The sequence below is a fragment of the SAR86 cluster bacterium genome, from assembly GCA_023703535.1.
In the GTDB taxonomy this organism is placed as follows: domain Bacteria; phylum Pseudomonadota; class Gammaproteobacteria; order Magnimaribacterales; family TMED112; genus TMED112.
Window position 1 is genome coordinate 535,652 of sequence record CP097967.1, and the last position, 19,197, is coordinate 554,848.

At 31.6% G+C, this 19,197-nt stretch carries 19 protein-coding genes; 6 read left to right on the forward strand and 13 right to left on the reverse strand.

The genetic code is table 11. The features are described 5' to 3' along the window. The first annotated feature begins 2 nt into the window (after positions 1 to 2). The 3 genes from yidD to M9B42_02865 all read left to right on the forward strand — a co-directional run bounded on the left by yidD (position 3) and on the right by M9B42_02865 (position 3,060). Positions 3 to 224, forward strand: coding sequence for a membrane protein insertion efficiency factor YidD (gene yidD / locus M9B42_02855; protein URQ63731.1), 222 nt, complete (start codon positions 3 to 5; stop codon positions 222 to 224). Positions 225 to 272: 48 nt separating this feature from the next. Next, the gene (locus M9B42_02860) at positions 273 to 1,649 is read left to right on the forward strand and encodes a hypothetical protein (protein URQ63732.1); all 1,377 of its coding nucleotides are present in this window, start codon (positions 273 to 275) and stop codon (positions 1,647 to 1,649) included. A gap of 82 nt (positions 1,650 to 1,731) precedes the next feature. After that, positions 1,732 to 3,060, forward strand: coding sequence for a hypothetical protein (locus tag M9B42_02865; GenBank protein URQ63733.1), 1,329 nt, complete (start codon positions 1,732 to 1,734; stop codon positions 3,058 to 3,060). Here M9B42_02865 and M9B42_02870 read toward each other — a convergent pair. Genes M9B42_02870 through M9B42_02910 form a run of 9 tightly spaced genes read right to left on the reverse strand, consistent with a single transcriptional unit; the run spans position 3,057 to position 11,530 of the window. Then, the gene (locus M9B42_02870) at positions 3,057 to 4,379 is read right to left on the reverse strand and encodes a dihydroorotase (GenBank protein URQ63734.1); all 1,323 of its coding nucleotides are present in this window, start codon (positions 4,377 to 4,379) and stop codon (positions 3,057 to 3,059) included. The genes M9B42_02865 and M9B42_02870 overlap by 4 nt on opposite strands. Before the next feature lie 7 nt (positions 4,380 to 4,386). Beyond that, a complete protein-coding gene (locus M9B42_02875; protein URQ63735.1) occupies positions 4,387 to 4,851 on the reverse strand; it encodes a nucleoside deaminase in 465 nt (154 codons plus the stop codon). After that, positions 4,844 to 5,476 carry an MBL fold metallo-hydrolase gene (locus M9B42_02880; protein URQ63736.1) on the reverse strand — a complete coding sequence of 211 codons (633 nt, stop codon included), beginning with the start codon at positions 5,474 to 5,476 and terminating at the stop codon, positions 4,844 to 4,846. The genes M9B42_02875 and M9B42_02880 overlap by 8 nt, the downstream gene beginning before the upstream one ends. After that, positions 5,476 to 6,678, reverse strand: a complete 1,203-nt coding sequence (locus M9B42_02885) for an ABC transporter permease (GenBank protein ID URQ63737.1) — start codon at positions 6,676 to 6,678, stop codon at positions 5,476 to 5,478. Before M9B42_02885 ends, M9B42_02880 begins: the two co-directional genes overlap by 1 nt. Further along, a complete protein-coding gene (locus tag M9B42_02890; protein ID URQ63738.1) occupies positions 6,671 to 7,429 on the reverse strand; it encodes an ATP-binding cassette domain-containing protein in 759 nt (252 codons plus the stop codon). Before M9B42_02890 ends, M9B42_02885 begins: the two co-directional genes overlap by 8 nt. A gap of 12 nt (positions 7,430 to 7,441) precedes the next feature. Then, on the reverse strand, positions 7,442 to 9,589 hold the full coding sequence (locus M9B42_02895) for a carbohydrate binding family 9 domain-containing protein (GenBank protein ID URQ63739.1): 2,148 nt from the start codon (positions 9,587 to 9,589) through the stop codon (positions 7,442 to 7,444). Positions 9,590 to 9,634: 45 nt separating this feature from the next. Beyond that, positions 9,635 to 11,026 (reverse strand): hypothetical protein, encoded by a 1,392-nt coding sequence (locus M9B42_02900; protein ID URQ63740.1) that lies wholly within the window; start codon positions 11,024 to 11,026, stop codon positions 9,635 to 9,637. Then, positions 11,019 to 11,243, reverse strand: a complete 225-nt coding sequence (locus M9B42_02905; GenBank protein ID URQ63741.1) for a glutathione S-transferase N-terminal domain-containing protein — start codon at positions 11,241 to 11,243, stop codon at positions 11,019 to 11,021. The genes M9B42_02900 and M9B42_02905 overlap by 8 nt, the downstream gene beginning before the upstream one ends. Then, the gene (locus tag M9B42_02910) at positions 11,243 to 11,530 is read right to left on the reverse strand and encodes a hypothetical protein (GenBank protein ID URQ63742.1); all 288 of its coding nucleotides are present in this window, start codon (positions 11,528 to 11,530) and stop codon (positions 11,243 to 11,245) included. The genes M9B42_02905 and M9B42_02910 overlap by 1 nt, the downstream gene beginning before the upstream one ends. A 2-nt stretch (positions 11,531 to 11,532) precedes the next feature. Here M9B42_02910 and glpK point away from each other — a divergent pair, with 2 nt between their 5' ends. Then, the gene (glpK, locus tag M9B42_02915; protein ID URQ63743.1) at positions 11,533 to 12,978 is read left to right on the forward strand and encodes a glycerol kinase GlpK; all 1,446 of its coding nucleotides are present in this window, start codon (positions 11,533 to 11,535) and stop codon (positions 12,976 to 12,978) included. On the opposite strand, the gene M9B42_02920 is transcribed toward glpK, so the two are convergent. Next, positions 12,970 to 13,407: an isoprenylcysteine carboxylmethyltransferase family protein gene (locus M9B42_02920; GenBank protein ID URQ63744.1), complete on the reverse strand. Its 438-nt coding sequence runs from the start codon at positions 13,405 to 13,407 to the stop codon at positions 12,970 to 12,972. The two genes, glpK and M9B42_02920, sit on opposite strands and share 9 nt — an antisense overlap. Before the next feature lie 238 nt (positions 13,408 to 13,645). Next, the gene (locus M9B42_02925) at positions 13,646 to 15,709 is read right to left on the reverse strand and encodes a TonB-dependent siderophore receptor (GenBank protein ID URQ63745.1); all 2,064 of its coding nucleotides are present in this window, start codon (positions 15,707 to 15,709) and stop codon (positions 13,646 to 13,648) included. Positions 15,710 to 15,826: 117 nt separating this feature from the next. Between M9B42_02925 and M9B42_02930 the strand changes: the two genes are divergently transcribed. Both M9B42_02930 and M9B42_02935 read left to right on the forward strand, forming a co-directional pair. Then, positions 15,827 to 17,014, forward strand: coding sequence for an indoleamine 2,3-dioxygenase (locus M9B42_02930; protein ID URQ63746.1), 1,188 nt, complete (start codon positions 15,827 to 15,829; stop codon positions 17,012 to 17,014). A gap of 63 nt (positions 17,015 to 17,077) precedes the next feature. Further along, positions 17,078 to 18,055, forward strand: a complete 978-nt coding sequence (locus tag M9B42_02935; GenBank protein URQ64803.1) for a hypothetical protein — start codon at positions 17,078 to 17,080, stop codon at positions 18,053 to 18,055. Here the strand turns inward: M9B42_02935 and M9B42_02940 are convergent. Both M9B42_02940 and M9B42_02945 read right to left on the reverse strand, forming a co-directional pair. Continuing rightward, the gene (locus M9B42_02940; protein URQ63747.1) at positions 18,052 to 18,438 is read right to left on the reverse strand and encodes a DUF4399 domain-containing protein; all 387 of its coding nucleotides are present in this window, start codon (positions 18,436 to 18,438) and stop codon (positions 18,052 to 18,054) included. The two genes, M9B42_02935 and M9B42_02940, sit on opposite strands and share 4 nt — an antisense overlap. Then, the gene (locus M9B42_02945; protein URQ63748.1) at positions 18,435 to 19,196 is read right to left on the reverse strand and encodes an indole-3-glycerol phosphate synthase TrpC; all 762 of its coding nucleotides are present in this window, start codon (positions 19,194 to 19,196) and stop codon (positions 18,435 to 18,437) included. The genes M9B42_02940 and M9B42_02945 overlap by 4 nt, the downstream gene beginning before the upstream one ends. Position 19,197: the final 1 nt, after the last annotated feature.

Here is a 19,197-nt window from a genome sequence, read left to right on the forward strand (position 1 = left end):
GAATGCTAAAAATTTTTAATTATTTGTTGATTGTTCCTATTAAGCTTTATCAAATACTTTTATCACCATTAATTGGACCAAGTTGTAGATTTACTCCAACATGCTCTAACTACGCAATTGAAGCAATTAATAAGCATGGCCCATTCAAAGGTCTTTGGCTTGCAATAAAGAGAATTACAAAGTGCCATCCATGGGGGGATTCAGGGCACGATCCCGTACCTTAATAAAGATGACCTAAAGTGTCCCTTAAGAGATTTAATATGACTCATTAAATGAGCATTTTAAATAAAATTGATTTCAAAAATTTAAGTGCAACGCACTTAAGAGAAATAGTTTATAAAAGTAAATTTAAAAAGGAAAAAAGGACATTACTCACCAATGTCATATATAAACCAGTCAACTGGCAATATGGTCAAAGATATAAATATGAAAATTATATTGATAAGGATTTATATGAACTTCAAATAGTTTTATGTCTATTTCTTGGTTGGCCTAAAATCTACAACAACATTCATCCTTCGTTAGCAAAAAATTTATCATTACTATGTAGGACCATAAAAAAAATAGAGCTTAAAGTTAACAATCCCAACAAGTTTAATGCATGTGGAGAAATGTTTAATTCAGAACCTAATTTCTCTCCAACATTAAACAAAATGCTTACATTGCTTTGGGATTTAGGTTCAAAAAAAGTAAGACAACAATTAATTAAATACTTTAATTTAAAACCAACAAGCATTCATATGACTTACTTTGAAGAATTACCTATAAGATTCATTAAAGAAAATCAAAACTACTATAAAAGAGCATTGATTGAACATATGAAAAAATTTACTCTTCATCAATTTTATAGAGCGCCGGATTTTATAAAATATGACGAACTTGTGATAGATGCTTGGCTATCAAGGATCCAAGAGTTGGAAGAATACCGCTCCTGTCGGGAATTTTTACCAAAAAATATATTTCTTTCATATGTATTGATAGGTGAATTATATTGGGGTATGCATAATGGCAATAAAAGACAAAGAAACTCCTTTAAGAAACAATTCTTGACTCATAAAAAAGTAATAGAAAAAGTTCTGGAATTAATATCTTTGCAATCCAATAAAAGATGGTTGGGAACATTTTTTAAAAAAATGAGGGCTACTAGAGGCAGTGCTAAAAGTATATCTGGTGTTTACCATAATTTTGAAAAATATTTAAAGGAGATACTTGCAGAGTATTTCAATCAAGACATTATTTTTTATGAAATTATAAATTGTATATTTATACATAAAATTCAAAATCCCGAACTAAACTTATTAACCGCACAATCTTTAAAATCTTTTTTTCAAATTGAAGACATAATATTGGGATTAAAAGAATTTGATGCTTTGAATATAAATGCTTTGAAATATCTCTCCCTATTCCATGCGTCTGGTTATGAAAGTAGCAATCCTTTTGTGGCAGTTCATATACAAAAACTAATAGATGATAAAGAAAAGAGGAAAAGTATAGAAATGAATAAATACAACATATCAGCTTCGAATATTTTATTTGCGAAAAATAATCATATGAAATTTAACAAAAAATATGTTTCTGAAGATAAAAATTTAGATTTTATAATTAAAAAAAATACTTCAATAGCAACTTCAATGGCATCCTTGAAGTGATTTATAAAGCCATCCACTACCTAAATAAAGATGACCTAAAGTGTCCCTATGAACTATTAATATTACTTAATAGAGAAATTTTATGAGTATTATTAAAAAATTAGATGCATTCTATAGAGATAGAAATTTTAGTAAACCAGGGATAAGAGCATTTAAAAAAAATTTAAAAGAAATAATTGAAAACACTAAATTCAATAAAGTTAAAAAAAAGATTCTTTTAGATGTGCTTAGAGCACCCACTAGTTGTAAATGGGATAAAAAATCTCGATTAGAAAAATACGCACTAGATAAAGATCTATATGAATTAAGGATAATTTTATGCTTAAAATATGGACGTTCATCAATTTACCAAAATATAAATCCCTCATTAGCTTTAGATTTTGAATTGTTAGAACGTACGTTGGCAAAAATTAAATATATGACACACAAACAAAAATTTCTTATAAAAAATATGAAATTTCCTCGAATATTAAATTTAATGCTTTCATTAATTTGGGAAACAGCATCAATGAGAGTTAGAGAAAAAATAATTGATCACTATATGCTTAAACCAGAACACATTTGTCTGAAATTATCTAGATATCCACATGAGAAGAATATGGCATTTTACGGTAAATATTGTTGTATGTATGACTCAACAAATTATGATCGGATACCAACTAGTTTTTTAAAAAAACATTTTAATTATTTTAAAAATAAATATTTAAAAATTAAAAATTATAGAGAGTATTATTTTGCACCAACTATGTTTAAAAAAGATGATGAAGTACTAGAAGTTTTTTTTAAGAATGTTAAAAAAGCTGTAAATGAATCGTCTTCAACATTGGATTATCCACTTGCAACAGACACTATGGAGTTTCAAGAATATCTAAAGGCATATCATGCATATTGGTTATTAAAAATTCTACATGATTTTGGTGATTGCTCAGGAAGATTAGACTTCAATAACTACGAATTAATTTTTAAATGTAATAGTTTTTTTAAACAATTTATGACTAAACAAAAAATAATAGAAAAAATTGAAAAATCCATGCCTGTTTTACAAAATTTGATAACGTATCAATGCATCTATCTAAATGACAAAGTGCTTGGTTATGACCCACCAGATTGGTATAAAAAATTTCCCGATGACTTGGAAGGAATTATAACCGATCTATTTTGTAGTTATTATGATCAAGGAATTTTAATTAATGAGATTCCCAATGCGATATTTTTTAAATATCCTAATCACCAAAATGAAGCTTTTGGTACGGGTAAACAAAGATTGGCTGAAATAAAGGATTTAGCTATTTGTAATAAACTCAGTATCAATACATTAAGTTATATAGCAGCCGTAAGTTCTAATCCTTTTTTTCGTGCTTCTTTACTGTCATTTATAAAAGATAAGCAAAGCACTAAATTGATTTCTTAATTTAAATCGAATTCAATTTCCTTACCAAGATGATGCAATAGAAGTTCACCATCCTGCATTACCTTATTTCCTCTAATAATAGTCATCATTGGGAAGCCCTTAACCTTTTTGTTATCGTATGGAGTCCAACCTGATTTTGAAGCTTGTTCCTCGTTTTTAATGATATGAGTCATATTTGGATCAACGATAGTAAAATCGGCATCGTTACCTTCTTTTATCTCACATTTATTTTTAATTTTATGCACTCTAATTGGTCCATAAGCCAACAAATCGATAAGTTTTTCATATGATAATTTGCCTTCAGAGACATGATTGAGCATAACGGGCAACATAGTCTGAACACCTGGTGTACCACTTGGCGTATCTGGGTAAGTACCACTTTTTTCATCAAGTGTATGTGGTGCATGATCTGATCCCAATATATCAACAGTTCCATCATTTACAGCTTTCCACAGAGCTTCTTGATGATGTTTTTCTCTAATTGGTGGATTTTGTTGAGCTAATGTTCCTTTTTCTTCATAACAATCAGGGGCATGCATGGATAAGTGATTTGGTAATACTTCAACACTAGCAACATCTTTATTCTGTTTGAGATAATCCATTTCTTGAGCGGTTGTAATATGAAGAACATGGACAGGTCTATTATATTTTTTTGCTATTGATACAACTCTTTTTGTGGCATTAAAGCAGCTTTCTTCGCTACGCCAGATGTTATGCATTTTTACATCATTGCTATCTTTTAAAATAGTCATTTTATTTTCATTCATCATAGCTTCATCTTCTGCATGAACAGCAATAACCCTTTTTCCGTTAGCAAAAATTTTGTCAATTTCTTCATCGGTGGCTGATAGCAAACTTCCTGTACTTGATCCCATGAAGATTTTTATACCGCAAACTCCTTTTAAATTTTCCCAATCAGATAAATTCGATGAGTTCTCAGCAGTACCTCCAAAATAAAAGGCATAATCAACATACGCTGTCTCAGAAGCTCTTTTGAGTTTAAAGTCCATTGCCTCAGGTGTAACAGTGAGAGGATTAGTATTTGGCATTTCAAAAATACCTACTATTCCACCTAGTGCTGCGGATTTAGTCCCTGTTTCAAGTGTTTCTTTATGCTCACCACCAGGCTCTCTAAAATGACACTGAGTATCAATAAGACCGGGAAAGACAAAAAGATTTTTACAGTCAATAACTTCTTCAGCATTATCTAAACTGCCAAATGAAACAATTTTTCCATTTTTTACACCTACATCAGTTTCAATTCTTTCGTTTCTTAAAAATACTGTTCCTGATTTGAGTATTAGGTCTAAGTCAGACATTAATCAATTATATAGCTTCTTTGGTTTTTCTTTTATTTAAAAAGAATTTTTTTAATAGTTCTGACGATTGCTCTGCTAAACAATGTGAAATTATTTCGGGACTTCTATAATTGGGTAAACTAAATATCTTTGGACCATTTATAACACCTCCGCCCTTCTCATCTTCTGCCCCAAAATAAATTTTACTTAAGTGGACTTTTGAAATTGCGACTGCACACATTGGACATGGTTCTAAGTTAACATACATCTCACACCCATCCAGCCTATTTGTATTTAATTTTTTTAGTGCTTTTTTTATTGCTTTTAACTCTGCATGACCAATAGGACTATTATCATTGGTTGCTTTAGCTATAATTTCGTTTGTTTGTCCGTCTACAATGATTGCTGCAACTGGAATTTTATTTTTAGCTAGATTCTTTTTTGCTAAATCAATTGTTAATTGCATTAAATTTACTGATTCAATATTAAGCATTTGTAAGAAAGGGATTAGTTAAACGCTCATGACCTATTGTTGTATTAGGTCCATGTCCACAATAAACATCATAGTCATCATCTAAAGTTAAAAAATGTTCTTTTATTGATTTGATTAAATCTTGATGATTGCCCATAGGCAGGTCTGATCTTCCAATTGAACCATTAAATAGAATATCACCACCAATAATTTGTTTAGATTCATGATTAATAGCAACTATATGCCCTGGAGAATGACCAGGACAATGCAATATTTGTAATTTAAAGTCTGCAAATTCTATGGAGTCATTATGTGTTAACCAACGGTCAGGAATAAAATTTTTAGCTTTTACACCATACATCTGGCCCTGAACCTCTAAAGTATCAAGTAAGAATTTATCATCCTTATGTGGGCCAATAATTTTAAGATTATATTTATGAGCTAATTCAACAGCTGCACCTGCATGATCAATGTGGCCATGTGTTATTAAAATAAATTCTGGTTTGAGATTATGTTCTTCACTAACACTAATTAATTTTTCAGCTTCATCTCCAGGATCTACAAAAATTGATTTTTTTGTTTTATCACAGTAGACAATTGGAGCATTTTGTAGATAAGGCGAGACTGGTGTGTTAATTACTATCATTAAGATCTAAATATAACCTTTTCATCATCAAACATAATGTAGGTTATATAAACAGCTATCAAACAATAAATAACAGTTGAACCCAAGGAACATGCATATAAAAACCAATCAACGCTCCCTGAAATCAAGGCATTTGTATGTAGTGCTAAATTAAAACATGGTATGAGTGATCCTACTAAATCTAAATCCATACCAGGATTGATTAGAGGTACATAAGCAGGTGCAAAGAAAACAAGAACAATATTTCCCATTAATAACGATGCTTCTTTAGTATTTTTTGCATAAATTGAAATTGCTAGCAGCAAAGAACCCATAAAAATACTTAAAGGGATAATTAGAACGAAAATTCCCAATATAGCAACAGGATTCACAATAGCCGCTATCACATCAAAAGCGTATTGAGGAATTGAGTCGGCATAAAATAAATAAATTAGTATGAGCGGAATGATAAATCCAAGCGTTGAAAATATTGCAGTAATTACAGCTGAAAGAGTAATTGAAAACATTTTTCCAATAATAATTTCTACAGTAGATATGTTTGTCGAAACAAGTGTTTCCATAGTACCGCGCTCTTTCTCACCAGCACCAAGATCAATTGCTGGGTACATTGAACCTGTCAAAATATATGCAATGAACATAAATGCAACAAAGGCGCCAACAAAAGTACCGGCAAACTCTTCTTCAGTAGTAAGGTCCTCTTCAATTACTTTTATAGGGTCAATAAAATCTTCATCTAAATTAAGCTCTGTAAGTCTATCTTCTCTTATTTGATTTTCATAAGTCCTAATAGAAGATTCGATTACGTTTTTTGCTTGGGAAAAAGTATCTAAGTTTTTAGAATATATTGTGATTTCGCCACTTAATTTATTATTCAAATTGCCATCAAAATTACTACTTATAGAAAGTCCTACATCAGTTATTTCAGTTTCAACATCATTAATGACGTCTATAACACTACTTTTTTTAAAAATATTTAAACGTTCAGATTCATCTAAGGTATTAATTAGTTCAGAATCACCAAAAACTGAGACTTTATAGGTTTTTATACTCTCTTCTTGGGCAATTGATGAGATATACCAAAATATCGCTCCGATAAGCAAAGGGGTGATAAAGGTTGGAATAATAACAGTTTGTAATATTGTTTTTGTATCACGAAATAAATGCAGAATCTCTTTATTTAGTAATACTCGCCATTTACTCATCGACTAACTCCGAAAATATCTCATTAAAGTTTTTATTAGGATTAATTTTTTGAAAGGAATCGTTATCACCATCAAATACTTTTTTTCCTGATTTGATCACAACAATTTTGTCTGCAATATCTTTAACCTCACCCAATTGATGTGTTGAGAATATAAGTGTTTTTCCTTTGGCTTTTATATTTTTTATAAGGTCTAAAATTATTGATTGACCTGTAACATCTACTCCAGTGGTTGGTTCATCTAAAACAATTAAATCTGGATCATGAATTAGTGTCCTTACAATTGAGGTTTTTTGCTTCATACCTGTACTTAAATCAGAAACTCGCTTTAAAAGATATTTTTTCATATCTAGTTGATCGAATAAGTCTTCAGCTCTAGGTTTGTATATATTCTCTGGAATTTGATTTAACTCAGCAAAAAATTTTATCGTTTCAACAACGTTTAAACGATCATATAGTGATGTATTATTTGTCATAAACCCAATTTTTGATTTGATTTTTTGCTTATCTTCTCTGACATCAATATCATCTATAAAAGCTGTTCCTTTTGATGGCTCTAACATACCAGCTAGCATTCTTAAAGTAGTTGTTTTACCACATCCGTTCGGGCCTAATAAACTTAATACCTCTCCCTTTTTCAATGAAAAACTAAGGTCATCTACTGCTGCACTATCAATTTTTTTTGCTCCAAATATAGACTTTTCTTCAGTAGGTACTTTAAAGATTTTTGTTAGATTTTTTGCTTCGATCATTAAGTTGTAATTTTAATCAAAATTAAATAAATACTGAAATTTCATATATATCTGAGAGCTTTCAATCTCCCATGTTCCTTCAATATCTTCTTGATTAAATGTTCCACCAAAATAGAAAATTGTTGCGGAATTTGGCTGCCATTGAAATAAAAGTTGTGTGTAACCATTATCATTAAAATCGTTATATTCTTGAACAACTCTGATAAATGAGTTTTTATCAAACTGGTAAAGGCCTCTTATTGTTGTTAAATAACCAGCAAAATAATTTTCATTTGTTAATGTATTTTCAAGCTTGTTATATCTGTAATTGTATCTAATACGTATTCTGTCATTAACTTGATAGAATCCACCGATTGTATAGTTTGTTCTTTTACCTAATTCTGGTGTCGATATATTTCTTGCAATAGCATCCCCATAGTCATAATTAAATCTAATAAAGAATTTACCACTTGGATTGTACCTTACCCCTGTTCTAAAACTGTCTATATTATGGAAAGCAAAACCTTCAAATGTTGCCTTATTCGATCTCTCTATACCTAGATCAAGATTAATTTGATTTGAAAAATCTGCATTAAAAAAAAGCTCTGCTTCTTGGTCTAAGATGTTGTTATCATAGTTTGTTAAAAGGCTTATTGAGCCACCCATGTTAGCCTTACGAATAAAATTATTTGATCGATATTGATAACTTTGGCTTAATTCATGCGCTAACCAATTATTTTCTGTTGTAAAACCTAAATCTGTTCTAAATTCAGGTGACTTAGTTTCAAACCTATATTTAGTTTCCCATTTTTCAGTATTTCTATTTAAATTAAACTGAGCAGCTGTTCCATCAAAACTTTCTCCATCTAATAGATAGTTATATTTATCTGATTCATTTGTTGTAGTAATTAAATCACTTATCGGCTCTTCCGTTGAGCTTTGAGCTATTTCAAAATAGGTAGAATATTTATCTGATAATAAAAACTTTCCCTTAGCTGAATATAGACGCCCAAAACCACCCTCCTCATAAGTTCTGCTTGTTGCAAGAAAGCCTAAATTTTGACCTTTTCCGAGGTTGTAGTTATAACTAAAAATATTTGAATTACTCTCTCCTAGCAACGCACTATAAGATCTTTGTTCACCTGGTACTATTAGCGGAGTATTTCTATCTTTTGCATCAAGAAAAAAATAGCTGTGCTTCTCTCCTCTATTAAAAAATTTAATTGCATATTCTGGATCATTAATAGCTCTTGTATAAACTGCGTCAAGTCTTGAACTTAAATAATCTTTACCCTCATTAAAGAAAATTCTTCTTTCTTCAAACTGTAAAGCTGTAGTTTGATTAATATCTATTTTTGTCTCATCTGCTTCAATTTGTGAAAAGTCTGGATTCAATGTAAATTCAAAATTACTTCCAAAAATCTCAAAGTCACCGCCAAGAGAAACTTCAGAATTTATAGGTTCAGACTTTAAATTGCCATCACTATCTCGATTTGATAAGGAATTTGCTGTGAAAGATGGTATTAAACGTCTTTTTTGCTTTTTCTTTATATCAAATAAATTATAAGTAATATTAGACTGGCAAATTGAACAACCAGCGCCTGCAATTACAGGATGTGACAAATATCTAGATTCTTGAGCACGATTATATAGTTTTCTAAAAAACATTAATTTCCATTCCTGCTTCTCTACTTCTGGAAATATGAGTGATGAAAAAGGTATTTTCATTTCAACTTCGTAACCAAACTCTGTCAGTCTACCCTCACCTTCAAATTCAACATTATATGAACTATCAGGTTCACCATTTCCTATTCTCTTAAAATCATGGATGCTTCCAAGAGGATTTACTCCAAATCCAATGTAATATCTACCGTCTCCATAAGTATCAATACCTACAATTGTTATATCATTTGACCATCTAACACTATCTCTTGATCTTACCTGAGCCCTTATATAATCCTTATTTCCATAAGCCTTAAATGCAACGTATAAGTAGGAATCATCATGCTTTACAAATGCTTCTGTCTTATGTTCGGCGGGACCGTTATAACTAGGCTCAATTTCGTAATCTAAGGTGTATTTTTCAGAATTTTGCCACTCTGCAGCATCAACCTTTCCATCAAGTTTTATTTGTGAATACAAATTTAATGAAAATAGTATAAGAACAATAAATCTGGCCATTTTCAAACTGTGAAATTTAATGAAAGTAAGTATATAAGAAAAAAGTTAATTAATACGATTTTTGTTTATTTGATCAATTGATGCATTAACAAGCTTTTTTTCTTCATCGTTCGAAATATCTTCCAATAATTTATTAGCATCACTCAAATATTTATCTGCATCTGGCCAAGGACCTTTTTCGTTAAATCGCTCTATAACTAAATTCCTACAATGAATTAAGTAATCTTGGGGTGCAGTATCTGGAAATTCTTGTGCACATATACGTTTAGCAAATTGTATATGTCTATCGTCATCAAGTGAGTTAATAATCTTAATTTTTTCATCTAAATTAGATTCGTCATGAAATTTATTAAAAATATCAATTTCTTTTTTAGTTAAAAAGCCGCCACTGTAAAGACTTTGTTCAGGGATATTCGTAGGCTTACTTTCAAATGTTCTATTAATGAAAATATCTAGAACCTTATCTAAGAAATTTTTATTTTCTTTAATTATGTCTCTATTTTTTCTATAAAAATCAAGATTTTCTATTTTCACATTGTCTTTATTCAAAGTTTCTAATGATATTAAAGAGTTAGACCTTGAAACATTTATTTTTTTAAATGGCGATGTTTTTGGTGAATTAATTAAGTGCTCAAGCTCTGAATAAGATAAGTCAAAATAATCATGAGGATCAAAATTTAAATTGAAGCTTACTAGCAACTGATTAGAAATATTTGCAGAACTGAAAACATAAACAGGATTATTATTACCATATCTAGTGCAGTCAAAATGAATTTCATTTCTTGCTAGATGTTCAATTTTCTTTATTTTGTTTGTTGTTGAGATTATTTCTTCAAAATAATTTGGCACATTTTTTTTTATTTGTTTAATCAATTCATATAAAAATATGCAATCTGCATAAGCATCATGCGCATCTGTAGTGTCGATACCATAGCTTTTTGCAATATTCTCAAGTTTAAAACTGACCTTTTTATCTACATAAGGTAAGTCGAAATCATTCTTATAAAATATTGCTAGGGGAAAAAGTTTTGGCAGCACATCAAGTCGTGATCTTGGCTCTCTGCTTGTAAAATACGGATCAATTAAGTTCCAAAAAAATTGTCGACGCATTACTTCCTCGTCAAACATATCGCCGTTGTATGAGATGAATATACTATCTGAAAAATCTGTCCATGATTTCCATTTTTCCCATGTAGATTTTATTAACTGATAATGTGTAATTTCATTATCGAATGCATCGATTTTTTTATTTGTAAGTAAGGCACCAGGAGAAAATAATGACCATGGTAATGGAGAGCACGAAAAGTTAAATGAATCCTTTTTATTTAAATCTTGATCGTAAAGTATTGAGGCAATTTGAATGACCTGATTAAAGTCTTTTTCAGGGCCACTCATGTTAGTAGTTGTTTCAGTGTCGTAAACGACTAAATTAGGCATCTACTTTTTCTTTAAGCTCGTAAAAACCTCCCACAAGCAAGCCATTCAGGGTAATTACAGGAACAGTCTTCATGTTTGGCGCAACATTTTTCATTTCATTAAAATTCTCAGCTGATTCATCAACATATACTTCTTCGAAAGGAAGGTTATTTGCTGCAAGCAATGATTTTGCTCTTTCACAGTATCCACAAGATTTTGTGGAATAAATTTTATACATTAAAAATCTCCAGGTTTCTCAATAATTTCCTTTTCATTGATAATTTCGACATTTGGATCAGGAACTGGATTTTTCTTTGGCATTCTCGAAGCAGATCTATGGCAGATGAATAGCTCTTCACCTTGATAAATATCGATAGTTACATAATCGCATATCTGTTCAAGTTCATTTAATTTTTTATCTCTCTGCACTTCTCTCTCTGATTTCTCGTTATTTAATTCTGTACTAGCGCAACTTGAAGTAATGATTAGTGTAATGATTAAAGTTAGAATGTTATTTTTACTCATATATGAATTATAAAATACTTACAATCGACCAGGGAACAACTAGTTCAAGATCAATTACATATGATATTTATGGGGGCACAATTGAATCTAGTCAACATGAATATCCATTAATTTACCCTGAAGATGGTTGGGTAGAGATAGATCCACAAATATTAATGGATTCGGTTATAAAGTCCTTAAATGATATTAATAAAGATGATATTGAATTGATATCAATTACAAATCAAAGAGAGACTACTATTGTATGGGAAAAACAATCTGGTAATCCGATTTATAACGCGATTGTATGGCAGGACAGGAGAACATCGCAATATTGCGAAAGCATAAGAACAGGTAATCTTGAAAAGAACATACAAGACAAAACTGGACTTATCTTAGATCCATATTTTTCAGCAACAAAAATTAAATGGATTCTTGAGAACGTTAGTGGAGCAAAAGAAAAAGCTGCTAATGGTGAACTATGTTTTGGCACTGTCGATACATATTTGATGTACAAACTATCTGAGGGGAAAATTTTTAAAACAGATATTACTAATGCGTCAAGAACAATGCTATTTAATATAAATACTCTTTCTTGGGATGCAGAGTTATTAGATATTTTTGGAATAGATAAATCACTTCTTCCAGAAGTTGTCATGTCAGATTCTTCTTTTGGCCGTATTGAGAAAATTAATAATGCTGAAATTCATAGTGTACTTGGAGATCAGCAAGCTGCATTATTTGGTCAAGGATGTTTTGAAGAGGGAGACTCAAAAAGTACTTATGGAACAGGGTGTTTCTTAATGTCTAATATCGGCAAAAAACCCGTTCTATCACAAGAGAAATTGCTTACTACAGTAGGTTTTAGTTTTGGTGGAGATGTATTTTATGCAATGGAAGGAAGTATTTACTCTGCAGGCACAGTAGTACAATACTTGAGAGATAACCTTGATTTTTTTGACAAAAGTCCTGAATCAGAGAAATTTCTAAGAACAAATGGTAATAGTAATGGAGTCATATTTATACCAGCTTTTACCGGACTTGGTGCACCATACTGGAATTCAGAAATAAGAGCCTCTTTTTATGGAATAACTAGAGACAGCAGCAAGGAAGATTTAATTAATGCAGCGTTCAAATCAATTTCATTTCAATCAAAAGAAATACTTAATTGTTTTGAAAAATCTGGAATTAAGATAAATATCTTAAATGTTGATGGAGGAATGGTGGAAAATAAGAAATTTGTTCAGCAATTAGCTACTCTTCTAAATAAAAATGTAAATGTTCCTGATAATAAAGAGTCTACTGCATTTGGCGTCGCTGCATTAGCTGGTATTTCTAAAGATGTTATGGATAAAAAAGTAATTCTTGACCAAAAAAGAGATGTAGTAAAACCCATAAACAGTGAAAATGATTATTTAGAGAATAGTTTCGTAGAATGGAAAAAATATCTCGATAAAATTTTATCCTAACCAGCGGCTAGTTGATGCAGCATAATTTTCCCAGTCTTTACCAAATTTCTCTTTTAATTTGACTTCTTCATGAGGAATCCAAGTTTTATGTATGATTAATACAAATATTACTGGTATTACTAATGCTGATAATGACTGCATAAAACAAGCTGATGAAATTAATATTCCAGCCATTCCAAGATAAATAGGATTTCTTGAGAATGAAAAAGGACCAGTAGTAACTAATTTTTCAGGCTGACCATCAGGAATTATTGTTGTTTCGTTTTTGAAAAGCTCTCTTGCTGCTAAAGCGATACAACCAATTGATCCAACTAGTAACAGAAAACCAAATAGAAGGCTGAGATCAACAGATAATGGTAACAAATTGAATAATAAAACTTGAATGATCAAACATCCAAGAGTTATCACAGGCGGAAAAGTTAATTTCATAAATGAAGTCTACAATTTTTTTAAAGAAAAAAAACCCCTCAGGTTAGCGAGGGGCGAAGCATTGAAAGCTCTTTCAGGAATGTAATATAAGGGATCAGAAAGCGACTTTCACTTCATGAAAGACTAATTCTGAGAGTGTAGGCAAGCATGACTGGTACATTGTATTGATCATATTATGCAAGGGTGGAATATGATTCATTGTGTCCACTGACCTCAGCTTGCCATCCACTATCAAACTCTAAAAAGTATACCTAAGTGATAGTCTCGCATTCTGTGGCTCTCCAACAGACGCTTGATGAGAACTGTGTGAGTGTGGGAAATAAAGTTCATCTTTCACATTTTCAACATTCACTTGTAAAGTTAAATCTGATGAAACATCATAATAAGCACCAAAATCAACTCTTGTATACTCTGGTAAGTATCTGCTGGTATTATTGTTACTTATGTATGATTTACCTTGATCAGTGAATCCAAGCGCCCAACCAAACTTATCATTAACCCTGTATTGAGCAAATACTGATAACGTATTTTTTGGAATTTCTCTTGGTTCACCACCAGTACTTGTCTCACCATCCATTTGTGCGTAAGCCACTGCAATATTTAGGTTGTCATTTACCTGTCCTTTAAGCTCAAGTTCAACTCCATCAACTTGTAGACCAACTATCTCAGCAGATTCACCGTCAGATGTTCTTGTTGCAATTGTTTGTTCACTATCAAACATACTTACTGTAAAACTTAAATCTTGTGAAATTGCCCATTTCATACCAAATTCAGTATTTTCAAAAACGTCTGGATCTAAAGCAGCTGCACTTGCTGTAAGTTTTTTATATTGCTCACCTGATCTCGGTAAGAAGCTTTGACTCATGCTATAGTAAATAGATACTTTGTTTCTAGGCTTAAATACTATACCAGCTCTTGGAGAGAATTCTTTGTCCTCTCTTGATTGAGATGAGCCTGCCTTTAGATCATCAACAGTAATATCAAATGTATCCATACGTCCACCCAGCATTAAAAGCACTTTGTCACTTACTTCTATTTGATCTTGTACATAGAAAGATGAAACAGCAATATCTGACTCAGTTCTACTCTTTAACTTTGTTGCAAAATCAAATGCTGTAGCAACGCCTAAATTAGTAACTGAAAAATCAAGAGGTCTAGTCACTATAAAGCTCTCTTTATCTGACCCGCTAGTTATCCAGTAACTGTCATATCTAGTATTTTTATTTTGTGTATCAATTACTTCTGTGCCTACTAAAAGTGTATGCTTCATTCCACCAAAATCTAATTCGCTTACTAGATTTGCAGACATCATGAAGTTTTCTCTTTCAGTTGGGTCGTAGTAACCATCCATAGTTACAACATTTGTTTCAGCATCATATGCAGCAGCATAAAGGTTTTGATACATCTTTTCATAATCACTAGACAATACAGAAATATTTATTTTACTAGTGTCAGAAAGCATGTGACTTACATTTGCTCTCATAATATTTGCTGTTAATGTTTGTAAATTTTGATCTTCATCACCAAAAACAATTTTTTCGAATCTTTCAACAGGCTCACCATCAGCAGTAGGTATCCCTCTATCAATAAATCTTTCATGATCTGCATACTCATAAGATAGATCTAGTGTTGTTGCATCACTTACTAGAACTTTAAGGGTTGGGTTAAAACCAACTCTTTCGCCATAATAAAAATCTCTGTGATTAGCTAAATCATCGGTGTGAAAATTAATTCTCAGTGCAGAATTATTGCCTGTTGCCATGTTGTAGTCGCCAGCAACATCAAATGCCCCAAATGAATCAAAGCCTGCATCTACTGAACCGAAAACTTCTCCAACAGTTGCTTTTTTTGTTACTCTGTTGATAATTCCACCTGTTCCACCTCTTCCGAATAAAAGTGCATTAGGGCCTCTAAGTATTTCTACTTGTTCAAGGTTATACAAAGAACGATAATATTGAACATCATCTCTCATACCGTCTAGATAAAAGTCAGCAGTTGATCTTACCCCACGAAAAACAACAGCATCTCTGTGCCCTTCTCCCTGTGAAGTATTTACTCCAGGAGTATATCTAACGATATCTCCAATTTGTCTAAAACCCTGTTTACGAATGTCTTCATCTGTAACAATTGTTACTGTTTGAGGAACATTAATAACAGGTACAGGTGTTTTTAATGCGTTTACCTGATCAGAATAAAGAACATTACCTTTAACAACAATTTCCTCTACTTCATCAACAGAATCGGATTGCGCCACTATTGATGTAGCAAGCAATAAAAATAGAATTTTAATTAAATCTTTCATAATATTCCTTATTGTGAATGATTCTCAAAATGTAAATGAGAATGATTCTTGTTTAGTATATGTTCAATAAAATAGTTTGCAAGGATTTTTATTAAAAATATCTGATATAGTTATTTGATGAAATCTAATATAGATTTTGATCTCTCAGATGTAAGTAGTTTTATATCAGATGTTGAACCACTTAAGAAAATAGTTACTAATTGTGAAAAAATAAAATTAGTTCATAACATTTCATCAAATCTACCTAAGTTAATGCTGACTAATCAGATTCGTCCTGCCATTGATAAATTGTCCGAAGAGTCACTTTTGATAAAATTTAATGAATTGAATGAGAGAGAATTAAGGCTTCTTAATGTTCAATTTTCTTTTATTGGTCATGCTTATATATACGGAGGCTCATCTCCCCTTTCTAAACTTCCAGCATCATTGGCTAAACCTTGGGTCGAGATTTCTCATAAGCTTGGTCGTCCAGCTGTACTTAGCTATGCAAGTTATTGTCTAGATAACTGGTTTAAAATTAATAAGGATGAACCAATTTCTTTGGAAAATGTTGCTCTTATACATAATTTTCTAGGTGGAATTGATGAAGATTGGTTTGTAACTATTCATGTTTGCATTGAGCATGCTGCAAAAGGTGCAATTAAATCAGCAACTCAAATTTCAAAATTATTTCAAGAAGATAACGTTTCTAAAAAAGAAATTTATGAAAACCTTAATCAGCTAAAAAATTCCTTCATTGAGATAAATCACATCTTTAGAAAAATGCCTGAAAAATGTGATCCCTATATCTATTATCACAGAGTAAGGCCTTATATTTTTGGCTGGAAAAATAATCCTGATTTAAAGAATGGAGTGATATACGAGGGTTGTTTTGAAAACAAACCACAATTTTATAGAGGTGAGACTGGTGCACAAAGCTCGATAGTTCCAACTATGGACGCATTATTTAATGTCTCTCATGAAAAGGATGAATTGCGTGATTATCTTGATGAGATGCGTGGATACATGCCACCAGCACACAGACAACTAATTGAGTACGTTGAGAAAAACAGTGAACTAAAAAGCTTTATAAAAGACGATAAAAAGCTCGAAGATCTTTATAATGATTCACTAGTTGAAATAAGCGCATTTAGAGCACAACATTTGCAGTATGCAGCTGACTATATACACAAGCAAAATACTAAAGAAACACTATTTGGTTCAGGTGGTTCAGTTGTAAGAGGAACGGGCGGAACTCCATTTATGAGATATCTGAAAAAGCACAAAGATGAAACTGATAAAACAAAGTTAGATTCCAAAAAGTAACAATAATGAAACAAATAAATATTAATTTATTGATTAATGTAAATTTATGTTTATATCTAGAAGATGTCTAAACTAATAAAAAATACATTTACTGCGTTATCTATTGTACTTCTTGCTGCTTGCGGAGGCGGCGGAGGCGGCGGAGGCGGCGGAATGAGTGATGGCGGAGGCTATGGTCCCTCTCCAACACCTGCACCTACACCTGCACCAACACCTGCACCAACACCTGCACCAACACCTGCACCAACACCGGCACCAACACCGGCACCGGCTCCGGCACCAGATGTTGCGGTAACAAGCATAAATGCAAACTTAACAACCGGTGGCAATACAGAGATTATTCAAATGTCCGGTAATACTACAGAATCTGCTTCTGCTGATACTCGTACCGTTTATGTATATTTCTTTGACTCACCAGGCATTAAAAACAGCACCACTTGGACTGATGGTTATGAATTTTCTACAACAAAAGATACAAGTTCTTTTAGTGTTGCTTCTGGAATTACAGCTACTTTCAGCAAAAATAACAATCATGTAACTTCTAATGATCATCAGCTATATCAATACAACATGGATGTGACATCATCAGACTATTTAGGACATGATGCATCAAACCTAGTATCTGCTGTTGGTTTAGATGGAAAGCCTGTGAAGGAAACAACTTTTAAAGTCACTTCTACAAGCTCTCCAGATAAGTATTATATAGATGGAATGTTGGCACCAAGCTTAACATTAGAGAGAGGAAAAACTTATAGATTTGACCTTGGTGATTCTACAAATAGTACCCACCCGTTTAGAATATCTACAACAAAAGATGGCACACATGGCGGTGGAACTACTTACACCAGAGATAACTATGTTACAAGAGAAGCTGGTAGAACATATGATACTAATATGGGACCAAATACCATTTTGGAATTAATAATCGATTCTGAAACACCAGACACACTATATTATTACTGCACAGTTCATCCAAATATGGCTAATGATGCAGTAATTAATATTGTTGATGCCGGTCAGGGTGGAAGTACTTATAACTAATTCTTGACGATAATAGTTATTTCTTTGGATATTAAAGGTTTTTCATGGGGAATGTGCAGATAGTTCCCCATCAAGAGCCTTAACTTATGTTCTCCTGGACTCAATGTAAGCAAAGCTTCAGTTTGCCCTCCTCCAAAATGAAGATGATTTGCATCAGCTGGAATAGGTTTATTAAGATCAGGCAGCTCTACATCAATAAGAAGATGATGATGGCCCGTATTGTTAATATCGTATCCTGCAGGAGCAACGCCAAAATCCTTTAAACCAAACTTAACTACAAAGGTTTTTTCAACAACTTGTCCATCTTTAGGCTCAATGAAATAAAGTTCAGAGCTCGAAACTACATTAACCAGTAAATAAACGAAAAATATAAATCTTTTCAAAATGACTCCTTCAGTAAATGCTCACCTATTAAAAATCTCTCAATACCGTAATCAAGGTATTTATTTATATCATCATTTGATGAAAAACCTGATTCAGCAATAATATTATAGTCCTTTAATATACTTTTGTTTTTTTCGTATACATCTAAACAATGTAAAACATTTGTTTCCAAAGATATTAAGTTCCTATTATTAATTCCTATATTTTTTATATTCAAATTAATTATTTTTTCCAACTCCTCTAATCTATGAAACTCAACTAACACACTTATTTCAAGACTTTCTGCAGTTTTAACAAGAGATTGAAGTTGCTCAAAATTTAAATATTCAGAAATTAAAAGAATGCAATCTGCTCCGCATGATTTTGCTTCAAATATTTGCCATTCATCATAAATAAAATCTTTTTGAAGTATTGGCATATTAAGTTCTCTCTTAACTTTAGTTAGATCTTCATTTGATCCCTGAAAATATTTCTCCTCTGTTAGAATTGATAAATTCTTGTAACCTTTAGTCTTGTACTTACTACATATAGCTATAGGATCATAACTATCAACTATTAAACCAGCTGATGGAGAACTTTTCTTACATTCAGCAATAATCTTTATTTGATCATTATTGTGATTTAAAACATCAAAAAAGTTATGAGAAGGTATCAGATTATTTGCAATTTCATTTTCTAATTGATCAATTGATTTAAGTTTTTTTCTCTTTTCAATAGATGTAATTTTTTTTTCAAAAATTTGTTTTAATACTGACATT